We start from the raw sequence: 11908 nt of genomic DNA, 5'->3' as shown, positions 1-11908 counted from the left end.
CAATTGCTCCACACCGAAACCCGTCAGGAGGGCGTGCACCGTGCACAGCCACATCAGCACCGTACGGCCGCAGTCCCGCACTGTGGCGCCCGTGGAGTCAAGACCAATTGACAGGAAGGCTTTGGTCCAGCGCCACAACGTCCGGCAGCGGGAGCTTGATCCGCGCAGCCCTGTATCCGTAGGCAACGGCGAGTTCGCCTTCACCATGGACCTCACCGGGCTGCAGTCGCTGCCGGCAGAGTATCCGGTAGGGCCGCGCGAGGAGGGACTTCCGCCCGGAACCCTCCTGGGGACGCAGTCCAACTGGGGCTGGCACTCTACGCCGGGCGGCGACCGTTACTCCCTGGCAGGGTCCACCGTCCTCTACGATTCACCACGCGGACCGGTCCCGTACGTGGACATGGTGGGAGACATCGTGAACGATCGCGAAACGGGCACCTCCGCGGCGGAAACGTGGCTGCGGGCCAACCCGCACCGCCTGGACCTGGGACGCATCGGCTTCCAGCTGCTGCAGGACGGGACCAGCCGGCCGATCAACCCCGGGGAACTCTCCGGCACCAGCCAGACCCTGGATCTCTGGACAGGCACTGTCACCAGCACCTTCACCATTGCGGGCCACCAAGCCGCGGTCACAACAGCCTGCCATCCTCACCGCGACGAACTCGGCATCCGCGTGGAGTCACCTGCGCTCGGCGACGGCCTGGTCATCGCCCTCGATTTCCCGTACGGCTCCGAGTCGTGGCACAGCGCCGCGGACTGGGGCCGGCCGGACGCCCACACCACGACACTCAACAGACCCCAGCCTGCAGGGCTTCATCCGGGAGCCATGAGCTGGACGGTGGACCGCGCACTGGACAACGCGCGGTACCAGGTAGTGGTCAGCGGGCAGGGCCTGGTGGTGGAGCAGTCAGGACCGCACCAAGTACGCATACGCCGGGATGTCACCCCCCGCCAGGACGTCATCGACCTGTCCATCGAATTTATCTCCGCCGGAGACGGGGACTGCATCCCCCGGGCCGGCGCAGGCCTTTCCCGCCTGGCAGGCAAGCCGGGCGCGGGCACCCCAAGGAGTGCCGCCGTCGAGCCCTCCCCTGACGCCCCTACGCTTGCCGGCAAAAACCAGCCCGGCAGCAGCGTTGCAGCCGCCTCAATGGAGCACTGGCCCAGGTTCTGGCAGTCCGGCGGCGCTATTGAGCTGGACGCCACGCCGGATCACCGGGCCAGGGAGTTGGAGCGCCGGATTGTCCTTTCGCAGTACCTGACCGCCGTCAACTGCTCCGGATCGCTGCCACCGCAGGAAACGGGCCTGGTGTGCAACTCGTGGCGGGGCCGGTTCCACCTGGAGATGCACTGGTGGCATGCCGCCCATTTTGCGCACTGGAACCGTACGGAGCTCCTCCTCCCTTCCCTGCGCTGGTACTCCACGGTGCTGGAGACGTCACGTGAGACGGCACGGACGCAGGGTTTCGACGGCGCCCGCTGGCCCAAGCAGGTAGGTCCGGACGGAAGGGAGAGCCCCAGCCCGATCGGGACCTTCCTGATCTGGCAGCAGCCGCATCCCATCCATCTGGCGGAACTGGCATACCGGGCCAACCCGGACCCGGAGGTGCTGGACGAGTTCGCGGACCTCGTGTTCGAATCCGCCGCGTTCATGGCCAGCTTCGCCCACCGCACGCCGCGGGGCTTCGAGCTTGGCCCGCCGCTGATCCCCGCACAGGAGAGCTACGGATCCATGCGGGCGAAGGTCAAGAACCCGACCTTCGAACTTGCCTACTGGCAGTGGGGCCTGCGGACGGCGGCCGCCTGGCGGGAACGGCTGGGCCTTGAGCCGGTTGAGTCCTGGTTGGAGGTGGCTGACGGGCTGGTGCGTCCGCGCGTAGTGGACGGCGTCTATGCGGCCATGGACGTGGAACCCTTCACCATCAGGACGGACCATCCCTCCATGCTTTGCGCCCTCGGCGTCCTGCCGCTGACGGACCTGATTGATGAAGACATCATGCGGGCCACGCTCAAGGATGTCCTGGCCGGCTGGGACTGGGGCACCACCTGGGGCTGGGACTACCCGGTGATGGCGATGACGGCCGCGCGGTTGGGTGACCCGGAGGCCGCAGTGGACGCGCTGCTGCAGGATGCCGGCAAGAACGCCGTCCTGCCGAACGGGCATAACCGCCAAACCGACTCCTTGCCGTTGTACCTGCCAGGCAACGGCGGTCTGCTTGCTGCTGCCGCGCTGATGGCCGCCGGCTGGGACCACGGGCCGGACGCGCACGCACCGGGATTCCCGTCCGGCTGGACCGTAAAGTGGGAAGGGCTGGTACCCGCGCCCTGATAGCCCCGGGCCGGCCAACCCGGCACCACTGCCAAGGCAGTGTCAGGTCTGCGGTGTGGCGCGCTTTGCACCGAGGATGGTCTTGCGGGGTGTGCCGCCGGAGTCCAGGTCCGCCTCGCGGACGGCGGCCCAGCCCGCCGAAACGAGGTAGACCTGGCTGACCAGGTTGAACCAGATCAGAAGCCCGATGATGACGGCAAACGAGGCCAGGAGGGGGTTTCGGCTGGCACCGCCCAGCAGCTCGGTGCTGAAGATCTGCAGGATGGTGGTGCCCAGGGCGGCGAGGATGGTGCTTTCGAGCAAAGCCCGGCGCGACAGCTTCAGGCCCGCAGCCAGCCGGAACATGATCAGCGCCGTGACCCAGTTAAGGACCAGCGGCACAACGATCTTTACGGACGTGGTGAGTGGGCCGGCCAAGGCGTCAGTGAGGTGCAGGAAGTTGGAAACCCACCCGGCCGCAGTGCCGAACACCAGCGAAGCGGCCGCGCTGATCACCAGGGACACGCCCAGTAGCAGGAGGATTCCGGCGTCGCGCAGCTTCAGCAGAATGGGATTGACCATCAGCGGCGGCAGCTGCAGCACACCGCGGAGCCCGTCGCGCAGGCCGTTAATCCAGCCCAGCGAGGTGACCACGGTGACAACGGCACTGATCACCGCGGTCCAGCCAAGTCCGCTGGGATCCAGCAGGTCCTTGGGGTCCACAAGGCCCTGTCCGCCATTGATTTTAAGGAGGCCTGGGGCGCTTCTGGCCACACTGCTGATGATGGTGTCCAGCAGTGCGGGTTGGCCGCTCAACACCAGGCCGGCAATGGAAAATCCGGTGGCCAGCAGGCCTGTAATGGAGAAGAACATGTTAAATCCGATGCCGGCGCTCATCAGCGGCCCGTAGTGGAGGCTGTAATGCCGGAAGGCGCGCATGGGCCGGAAGACGTTCAGGCGCGCGGTAAACCACTGCCCCAATGCCATCAGTGCTGCGAACTTCCCTCCGGACCTGCGCGTCCGGTTCCACTCCATCCGCTTTTCGATCACCGCCAGCTTCAGCCGGTCGAGCTCGGTAGGCAGCGGCTGCTGGTTATCCAGCTTCGGTTGGGGCGTCCGCGGCAGCATCCGGAAGGCCGGTGCCGCCGTGGTTGTCAGTTTCGGTCCCAAAGTCCAGCTCTTCCCGTAGCTGCCAGATGCCGTCGGCATCATGCTCATAGAGTCCCATGCTAACCACGGGGAAGGTGGCCCTGTAGTTCTTCAGCACCGTTTCGGCCTCATCCAGGCTTTCCGGGGCGACGTCGTGGGCGATGGTGACGTGGGGATGATAGGCAAAAGGCAGCTCACGGTGGAGCGGGCCCTGCTGGAGCTTGCGGTGCAGGTCAACGCAGTGATCGAACCCGTCCTCAACGTTGATGAAGACCACGGGCGAAACGGGCCGGAACGTCCCGGTCCCGGCGATGGTGACCATGAAGGGGCTCTGGCACCGGGCGACTTCACGGACATGCCGGCGGGTGGCTTCCCAGTCCTGCGTGGGGGTAGTGGTGACCAGGGTGATGTGGGCCGGCACCACGCCGGCCATGGGGTCGCCGAAGGACGCGCGCCAGCGCTGCAGTTCCTCCGCTATCTCGGCAGGGAACCCCAGGATGACTCCGACGCTGATTTCTTCACTCCGCGCATCATGCTCTGCAGCTGCATTCCTGCGGGATTGGTCTCCGAACCGGTCGGCCAGGGTCTGCTCCACCTGGCTGGCGGAGCAGGCACCTCCCCTGGCGGTGACGTTTCTCGAAGACATGGCGCTAGCGAACTCCTGCGAGGCTGAGGGACGGGAGGAAGCCCATGCGCTGGTAAACCTGGCCGAGCGTGACCGAGGCGATCTCCCGGGCCCGTTCCGCGCCCAGGGCCAGCAGCCGGTCGAGCTCTGCCGGATCGGCCATCAGCTCGTTGGTCCGGTTGCGGAGCGGGGTGATGAAGTCCACCACCACCTCGGCGAGGTCCACTTTGAGGTGGCCGTACATCTTTCCCTGGTACTCGGCTTCGAGGTCCGCCACGGACTTGCCCGTCAGGGAGGAGTAGATGGTCAGCAGGTTGGACACACCGGGCTTCTCCTCTGGATCGAAGCGGATGTCCGTTCCGGCGTCGGTCACGGCCGACTTGATGCGCTTGGCCGCGATCTTGGGATCCTCCAGCAGCTGGATGGCGCCGTTGGGGGACTCCCCCGTCTTGGACATCTTTGCGCTGGGATTCTGCAGATCGTAGATCTTGGCGCTTTCCTTGACGATCGTGGCCTCGGGAACCGTAAAGGTGTGGCCAAACCGGGTGTTGAACCGCTGCGCCAGGTTGCGGGTCAGTTCAAGGTGCTGCCGCTGGTCCTCACCCACCGGCACCAGATCGCTCTGGTACAGCAGGATGTCCGCTGCCATCAGCGTGGGGTAGGCGAAAAGGCCAAGGGTGGCGGAGTCTGCGCCGGACTTCTGGGTTTTGTCCTTGAACTGCGTCATTCGGGAGGCTTCGCCGAAGCCGGTGATGCAGTTCAGTGCCCAGGCAAGCTGTGCGTGCTCGGGGACGTGGGACTGGACGAAGAAGATGCTCTTGTCCGGGTCGATTCCGGCGGCAATGTACTGGGCCGCCACGATGCGGGTGCGCTTTGCCAGTTCGGCGGGGTCGAAGTCCACCGTGATGGCGTGCAGGTCCGGGATGAAGAAGACGGCGTCGTACTCCGCCTGCATGTCCACCCAGTTGCGCACGGCTCCGATGTAATTGCCCAGGTGAAGGGAATCGGCGGTGGGCTTGGCGCCGGAAAGAATGCGCTTCTTGGCGGTGGAGGAAGTCTGGGTGGTCATGGAAAAACTTTCGGGCTTAGAGCTGGTAGTCCACTACCAGCGGGGCGTGGTCGGAGAAGCGGGTGTCCCAGGTGGCTGCACGGTCCACAACTGCCGAAATGGCGGACGCGGCCAGTTCGGGGGTGGCCATGTGGTAGTCGATGCGCCAGCCGGTGTCATTGTCGAACGCCTTGCCGCGCCAGGACCACCACGTGTACGGCCCGTCGACGTCGCCGGCCAGGTTTCGGTGGACGTCATGCCAGCCGATCTCCTCGCCAAAGAAGCGGTCGAAGTAGGCGCGTTCCTCCGGCAGGTGCCCGGCCTTCTTGAGGTTCCCCTTGGAGTTGCGGATGTCCCGGGGCGTGTGGGCAACGTTGAGGTCCCCCACCACCAGGGCGTGGTCGCTGTGCTTGGTCAGCTCCGGAAGCCGGATATGCATGGCGTCCAGGAAGCGGTACTTGTCGTCCTGCTTGGGAGTCCCCACTTCACCTGAGTGCACGTAGGCGCTGGCCACGGTGAGCTGGACGGGGTTTCCCGCAGCATCAGGGACGCGGAAATCGGCTTCCACCCAACGTCCGGCGGTGGCGAAGTAGTCATCGCCGATGCCGTTCCTGGTGTCCAGCGGTTCCTGGCGGGAGGCAATAGCGACGCCGGCACGGCCTTTCGCTTCAGCCTCGGCGTGCAGGATATGCCAGCCATCCCCCAGCAGCTCCCGGACGATGGCGTCAGGGGCGCGCACTTCCTGCAGGCAAAGGATGTCCACTTCGCGCGGCTCCAGCCACGCCGCCATGCCGTTTTTGTAGGCAGCCCGGAGGCCGTTGACGTTCACGGATGCGATGCGAAGGTGGTCCTTGTTCAATGCCGAGCTCACCCGCTCCACTCTAGTCGATGATGGTTCCGGTCACCGGCTCCCCGCTGCCGCCGGAGGACTTGATCATGTCCCGGGCGTTGGTGGCTGTGATCTCAATGGTCTCGAGGGCGCGGTTGATGGTGTCCTGGTTGGCGGCGGCGCCCTTGGCGCGCTCCTCCTCCACCACGCGGATCTGTACCTGGACGATCTTGAACGAATGGTCCAGCTTGAGGTCGCGCACCTCATCAGCCTCGGTGCGTTCGTAGATCACCTGCGTCCCGCCCTGGTCCGCGGACACGTGCGCCGGACCCCGTCCGGCTGCCGTCTGGAAGGCGCTTTGGGCCTCGGACAGCTTCGCGCCGGCCTTCTTGGCGGCCCGCTGGATGCTGAAGACCACGAACGCGGCCAGCGCCAGCCAGAAGGCGGCGATGATGGCTACAACCCAGCCCACGACGTCGTTCTGGTTTGCCGCGAAAATGACCGCCACGATGAAGGCCGTCACCAGGACCATCAGCCCCGGTCCGCTGATCCGGAACATCGAAAAACCGCCCCGGGCGGGTTTGGAGGATGACGAGGAGCTGCCCAAAGTTCGCATGCAGCTATTGTCTCAAACGGCGGACTGTGCTTCCGCCGCCTTCCACCCCCGGCGAACAACCTTGGCCGCGCAGACTTCCCTGGCTACTTCAGGAACAGGCTCCGCAGGCGCAGGGTGGTCAGCAGCATCCCGACGGCGGTCATCACCAGGTAGTAGCCAACGTGCAGGGGCGTGGCGGCGGTAAAGCTTCCCACGCTGATCTGCCGCAGCAGCTCCACCCCGTGCCACAGCGGCATGGCCTGGATGAACCACTGGATGGGCTGCGGGTACACGCTCAACGGGTAGAAAGTGGCGCTGAACAGGAACATGGGCAGCAGGATGAAGTTGATCCAGTCCATCTGCTGGAAGGTCTTCAGGAAGCTGGTGATGCCCATTCCCAGGCTTGCGAACCCAAGGGCAATGAGCACCGATGCCGGGATCATCAGCAGCGCCCACGGCGTGGTGATCAGCCCCATCACACCCATGACCGCTGTGAACCCGGTGGCGTAGAGCATCCCCCGCAGCAGGGCCAGGAAGATCTCCCCCAGCGCGACATCCAGCGGACCCAGCGATGTGTAGAGCATCCCCTGGTAGAGCTTGGCGAAGTTCATCTTGAAGAAGACATTCCACGTGGAGTCGTACACCGCCCCGTTCATGGCCGAGACAGCCAGCAGTGCAGGCGCGATGTAGGCGGCGTAGCTGATGTGCGTGCCGTCGGGCCCCTGGACGTCGCCAACGATCGCGCCGAGGCCCACGCCCATGGAGATGAGGAACAGGACGGGCTCGAAGAACCCGGATACCATCACCAGCCAGTTGGTGCTCCGCGTGGCCATAAGCCCCCGGGAAATCACGGCCCTGGCGTTACGGGAGTACAGCGGCCCGAACGTTCGGCGGCGGGCCTGCGCAGGGGCGCTCACTGGCCCAGCCTTAGGGCGAAGCGGCGCCGCGTAAGCACCCATCCCAGGGCAGCCAGCCCCGCCAGCACGGCGGCATGGACAACCGTGAGGAGCAGCGGCTCCCGGTAGCCGAAGCTGAACACCCGGCCCAGTTCCGTGCCGTGCCAAATGGGTGAGATCCACCCGATCCAGCGGAGGGCCAGTGGCAGGTTGTCCAGCGGGAAGAACGTGCCGGAAAACAGGAACAGCGGCATCACGATGAACCTCATTACCAGCGCGAACTGGCCCTTGTCCTCGGTGATGGAGGCTGAGTAGGCCATCAGCGGCAGCCCAAAGGCCAGCCCCGTCAGGGTGGCCACCAGGATGCCCGCCCAGCCCCAGCCGGACGGGGAGGCGCCGAACAGTGCCACGGCGGCGAAGTAGATGGCTGACTGCAGCAGCAGGCGCAGCGTCACGGCAATGATCTGGCCGGCGGCAATCTGCTGCGGTGCCAGCGGCGAGGCGTGGGGGCCAAAGTAGATGCGCCGCCACTTGAAGCCGTCCATGATGGGAAATGTGAACTCATTGGCCGCGGTCATCACGGCGGCGGACACCAGCAGTGCAGGGGCGATGTAGGCCAGGTAGGAGACGCCGCCGAAGGCCGCGTTTTCAGTGTCCACCAGGGTGGCCAGGCCCACGCCCATGGCAAACAGGTATGCCACCGGCTGGCCCACGCTGTACATCACGATGGACCAGGTGTACCCCTTCATGACGCGGAGCACCTGCTCGGCGTAGTAGAACGCACCCCAGCGCCGCGCCTTGGCGGCCGAGACCTCCGGTGAATGTGCCCGCAGCCGGGGACTTAGGCCAACCCCGTCCAGTGATTCAGTCAACGAGGCTCCGCCCGGTGAGCCGAAGGAACACGTCCTCCAGTGAGGACCTGCGCACCAGGGACGTCAGCGGCCTCAGGCCGCGGGCCGATACCTGCTCAAGGGCCGACTCGCCGTCGTGCGCGTACATCAGCACCCGGTCCGGCAGCACCTCAAGGCGTTCCCCGATGCCCTCCAGCTGCGCGCCGATGCTGGCGTTGCGTTCCGAACCGAACCGCAGCTCCACCACTTCGCGGGTGGAGTGCTCACGGATCAGCTGCGCGGGCGAGCCCTCGGCCATGATGCGCCCCTTGTCCACCACGATCAGCCGGTCGCAGAGCTGCTCGGCCTCGTCCATGTAGTGCGTGGTGAGGATCAGGGTGACCCCCTGCTCCTTCAGCCGGAACAGCCGGTCCCAGAGGATGTGGCGGGCCTGCGGGTCCAGCCCGGTGGTGGGCTCGTCCAGCAGCAGGATCCGCGGTTCGTTGATGAGCGACCGGGCAATGGTGAGGCGGCGCTTCATGCCGCCGGAGAGCGCGTCCACCCTGGACTTTGCCTTGTCCGTCAGCTGGGCGAACTCCAGCAGTTCGTCCGCCTTGGGCTTGAGGTAGCTCATGGGCAGGCCGAAGTAGCGGCCGTAGACCAGGAGGTTGTCGCGGACGCGCAGTTCCTCGTCCAGGTTGTCCTGCTGCGGCACCACGCCCAGGTGCGCGCGCACCTCCGGGCCGTGTGTGTCCGGGTCCAGTCCCATGATGCTGAGCTGCCCCGCTGAGCGCCGGGTGACGCCACCGATCATCTTCATGGTGGTGGACTTGCCCGCGCCGTTGGGTCCCAGCAGCCCGAAGGACTCCCCCGCAGGCACGGCCAATGAGATGCCGTCGACGGCGGCGACATCGCCATAGGTTTTGGTCAGGTTTTCTGCGGAGATGACGGTGCCGGAAGGCGGGCCCGTGGTCAGGGTGCCGGCAGGCGTCAGGGCGTGGTTGTGCACCTGTGCAGACTAGTGGAGGCGGGGCGCATGTGGAAGGACGCTTGCAGTTTCGTTATTAAACGTCCGACGGCGGCACGGCGCCTTTCGTGGGAAAGGCGCGGTGCCGCCGTCGTACTTCTTCCTGGCGGGACTACTGCACGGTGCCTATTGGCCGATGCCTGCCGCGCGTTCCGCGGCCTCCACCACGTTGGTCATCAGCAGGGCCACGGTCATGGGGCCCACGCCCCCGGGGTTCGGGGAAATCCAGCCGGCCACCTCGGCGGCAGCCGGATCAATGTCGCCATAGACGCGGCTCTTGCCCGTCTCCGGGTCGGTCTCGCGGGTGACGCCGACGTCCAGCAGGGCGGCCCCGGGCTTCACGTCCGAGGCCTTGACGATGTGCTTCACACCCGCGGCGCCCACAATCACGTCCGCCTGCTTCAGCAGTTCGGAGAGGTTGGTGGTGCCGGTGTGGGTCAGGGTGACGGTGGCATTGACGTCCCGCCGCGTGAGCAGCAGGCCAATTGAGCGGCCGATGGTCACGCCGCGACCCACCACCACCACATGTTTGCCGGCAAGGCTGTACCCGTTGCGCTCCAGGAGCTCGATGACACCGCGGGGCGTGCACGGCAACGGCGTGGTGATCTTGTTGTTGACGTTCAGCACCAGCCGGCCCAGGTTGGTGGGGTGCAGGCCGTCCGCGTCCTTGGCGGGGTCGATCCGCTCCAGGATGGCGTCGGTGTCCAGGTGCTTGGGCAGCGGCAACTGCACAATGTACCCGTGGCAGGCGGGATCCGCATTGAGTTCATCAATGAGGGCCTCCACCTGTTCCTGGGTGGCGTCGGCCGGCAGCTCGCGCTGGATGGAGTTCATCCCGATCTGCACTGACTGCTTGTGCTTCATGGAGACGTACAGCTGCGAGGCGGGGTCGGCGCCCACCAGCACAGTGGCGATGCCGGGAGTGACGCCTTTGGCCTTGAGTGCGGCCACGCGTTCGGTCAGCTCGGCCTTGATGGCAGCGGCGGTGGCCTTGCCGTCAAGGATCTGTGCGGTTGTTGTTTCAGTCATGGGTTACCACTGCTCGTGCTGCGGGTAGAGCGGGAAGTCAGCTGCCAGCTTGTCCACGCGTGCCTGCAGTGCCTCGACGTCGGCGCTGGTGCCTGCCTTGAGCGCGGTGGCGATGATCTCGGCAACCTCGGTGAACTCGGTGGCGCCGAAGCCGCGGGTGGCCAGGGCCGGGGTACCGATGCGCAGGCCGGAGGTGACCATCGGCGGGCGGGGGTCGAACGGCACGGCGTTGCGGTTGACGGTGATGCCCACGGAGTGCAGGAGGTCCTCGGCCTGCTGGCCGTCAAGCTGCGAGTTGCGCAGGTCCACAAGCACCAGGTGGACATCCGTGCCGCCGGTGAGGACGGAGACGCCTGCCTGGGCGACGTCGGCCTGGTTCAGGCGGTCGGCGATGATCCTGGCGCCTTCCAGGACGCGCTCCTGGCGCTCCTTGAATTCCTGGGTGCCGGCGATCTTGAAGGCCACGGCCTTGGCGGCGATGACGTGCATCAGCGGGCCGCCCTGCTGGCCGGGGAAGACGTTGGAGTTCAGCTTCTTGCCGTACTGTTCCTTGGCCAGGATCACACCGGAGCGGGGACCGGCCAGGGTCTTGTGCACGGTGGAGGTGACGACGTCGGAGTGCGGCACCGGGCTGGGGTGCAGGCCTGCAGCAACAAGGCCGGCAAAGTGTGCCATGTCGGTCCAGAGCAGCGCGCCCACTTCATCGGCGATGGAGCGGAAGGCGGCGAAGTCCAGGTGGCGCGGGTAGGCGGACCAGCCGGCGATGATCACCTGGGGCTTTTCCTTGATGGCCTGTTCACGGAGCTTGTCCATGTCCACGCGGAAGGTGTCTTCCTCGACCTGGTAGGCGGCAACTTCGTAGAGCTTGCCGGAGAAGTTCAGCTTCATGCCGTGGGTGAGGTGGCCGCCGTGGGCCAGGGACAGGCCCAGGATCTTGTCGCCAGGGGTGATCATGGCGGAGAGGGCGGCAGCGTTGGCCTGCGCCCCGGAGTGTGGCTGGACGTTGGCGAACTCGGCGCCGAACAGTGCCTTGACCCGGTCGATGGCCAGCTGCTCTGCAACGTCGACATATTCGCAGCCGCCGTAGTAGCGGCGGCCCGGGTAGCCCTCGGCGTACTTGTTGGTGAGGACGGAGCCCTGCGCCTCCATCACGGCGCGGGGCGCGAAGTTCTCGGAAGCGATCATTTCCAGGGTGCCGCGCTGGCGGCCAAGCTCCTGCTCGAGGACTTTGGCGATTTCGGGGTCGAGCTCAGCCAGCGGCTGGTTGCTGACGGCTGTGGTTGAGGTGGCTGTAGTAGTCACGAAGAACTCCTGGCTAGGGATACGGGCACTGCTTAGGTCAGGCTACCGGCTGGCGCGCTTCCGCACCGTGTTGATGACAGGGCGTGAAAGCTCGGCATGGCGCTGCAGTGCTGACGCGGGTGCAGCCCCAAATTCCGGCAAAACATGACCCTCGGCCCAGGCGTACGATCCGTGGTCTTCGTGATTGCCGCTCCCTGGTGGTTAGCCACCCAACGCCAGTTGCGACCGTTCCAGCCTACCAAAACCGCCGCCCGCGGCGCGGGTAGGCTA

Annotated in this window: 11 protein-coding genes and 1 riboswitch; of the genes, 1 reads left to right on the top strand and 10 read right to left on the bottom strand. The window is 66.1% G+C overall.

Annotation, left to right across the window (positions count from 1 at the left end):
- Nucleotides 1–40 precede the first annotated feature (40 nt).
- Nucleotides 41–2329 (top strand): hypothetical protein, encoded by a 2289-nt coding sequence (locus ACIGJD_RS05695; RefSeq protein WP_483688688.1) that lies wholly within the window; start codon nucleotides 41–43, stop codon nucleotides 2327–2329.
- Nucleotides 2330–2371: 42 nt separating this feature from the next.
- On the opposite strand, the gene ACIGJD_RS05690 is transcribed toward ACIGJD_RS05695, so the two are convergent.
- From ACIGJD_RS05690 to glyA, 10 genes are all read right to left on the bottom strand, one after another.
- Entirely contained in the window at nucleotides 2372–3343 is a 972-nt protein-coding gene (locus tag ACIGJD_RS05690) for a YihY/virulence factor BrkB family protein (protein ID WP_483689435.1), read from the bottom strand.
- 58 nt (nucleotides 3344–3401) lie between these two features.
- Nucleotides 3402–4103 carry a 2'-5' RNA ligase family protein gene (locus ACIGJD_RS05685; protein WP_483688687.1) on the bottom strand — a complete coding sequence of 234 codons (702 nt, stop codon included), beginning with the start codon at nucleotides 4101–4103 and terminating at the stop codon, nucleotides 3402–3404.
- Nucleotides 4104–4107: 4 nt separating this feature from the next.
- The gene (gene trpS, locus ACIGJD_RS05680; protein ID WP_286402748.1) at nucleotides 4108–5151 is read right to left on the bottom strand and encodes a tryptophan--tRNA ligase; all 1044 of its coding nucleotides are present in this window, start codon (nucleotides 5149–5151) and stop codon (nucleotides 4108–4110) included.
- Between the two features lie 16 nt (nucleotides 5152–5167).
- A complete protein-coding gene (locus ACIGJD_RS05675) occupies nucleotides 5168–6001 on the bottom strand; it encodes an exodeoxyribonuclease III (protein WP_483688686.1) in 834 nt (277 codons plus the stop codon).
- 10 nt (nucleotides 6002–6011) lie between these two features.
- Nucleotides 6012–6575 carry a hypothetical protein gene (locus ACIGJD_RS05670; RefSeq protein WP_483688685.1) on the bottom strand — a complete coding sequence of 188 codons (564 nt, stop codon included), beginning with the start codon at nucleotides 6573–6575 and terminating at the stop codon, nucleotides 6012–6014.
- 83 nt (nucleotides 6576–6658) lie between these two features.
- Nucleotides 6659–7513, bottom strand: coding sequence for an ABC transporter permease (locus ACIGJD_RS05665; protein ID WP_483688684.1), 855 nt, complete (start codon nucleotides 7511–7513; stop codon nucleotides 6659–6661).
- Nucleotides 7468–8322, bottom strand: coding sequence for an ABC transporter permease (locus ACIGJD_RS05660; protein ID WP_483688683.1), 855 nt, complete (start codon nucleotides 8320–8322; stop codon nucleotides 7468–7470). The genes ACIGJD_RS05665 and ACIGJD_RS05660 overlap by 46 nt, the downstream gene beginning before the upstream one ends.
- Nucleotides 8315–9289: an ABC transporter ATP-binding protein gene (locus ACIGJD_RS05655; protein WP_483688682.1), complete on the bottom strand. Its 975-nt coding sequence runs from the start codon at nucleotides 9287–9289 to the stop codon at nucleotides 8315–8317. The genes ACIGJD_RS05660 and ACIGJD_RS05655 overlap by 8 nt, the downstream gene beginning before the upstream one ends.
- Before the next feature lie 144 nt (nucleotides 9290–9433).
- Entirely contained in the window at nucleotides 9434–10336 is a 903-nt protein-coding gene (locus ACIGJD_RS05650; RefSeq protein ID WP_483688681.1) for a bifunctional methylenetetrahydrofolate dehydrogenase/methenyltetrahydrofolate cyclohydrolase, read from the bottom strand.
- 3 nt (nucleotides 10337–10339) lie between these two features.
- On the bottom strand, nucleotides 10340–11638 hold the full coding sequence (gene glyA / locus ACIGJD_RS05645; protein ID WP_483688680.1) for a serine hydroxymethyltransferase: 1299 nt from the start codon (nucleotides 11636–11638) through the stop codon (nucleotides 10340–10342).
- Between the two features lie 147 nt (nucleotides 11639–11785).
- Nucleotides 11786–11871, bottom strand: a riboswitch (ZMP/ZTP riboswitch).
- Between the last annotated feature and the right edge of the window lie 37 nt (nucleotides 11872–11908).

It is taken from the genome of Arthrobacter sp. E1SS-5 (assembly GCF_057073715.1).
This window is presented reverse-complemented; position numbering and strand designations above follow the sequence as displayed.

Bases quoted from the DNA above. Each gene is read 5' to 3' on its own strand.
- ACIGJD_RS05650 (WP_483688681.1), bottom strand. From the start codon at position 10,336: ATGACTGAAACAACAACCGCACAGATCCTTGACGGCAAGGCCACCGCC.
- ACIGJD_RS05665 (WP_483688684.1), bottom strand. From the start codon at position 7,513: ATGGGTGCTTACGCGGCGCCGCTTCGCCCTAAGGCTGGGCCAGTGAGC.
- ACIGJD_RS05690 (WP_483689435.1), bottom strand. From the start codon at position 3,343: ATGGAGTGGAACCGGACGCGCAGGTCCGGAGGGAAGTTCGCAGCACTG.
- ACIGJD_RS05670 (WP_483688685.1), bottom strand. From the start codon at position 6,575: ATGCGAACTTTGGGCAGCTCCTCGTCATCCTCCAAACCCGCCCGGGGC.
- trpS (WP_286402748.1), bottom strand. From the start codon at position 5,151: ATGACCACCCAGACTTCCTCCACCGCCAAGAAGCGCATTCTTTCCGGC.
- ACIGJD_RS05685 (WP_483688687.1), bottom strand. From the start codon at position 4,103: ATGTCTTCGAGAAACGTCACCGCCAGGGGAGGTGCCTGCTCCGCCAGC.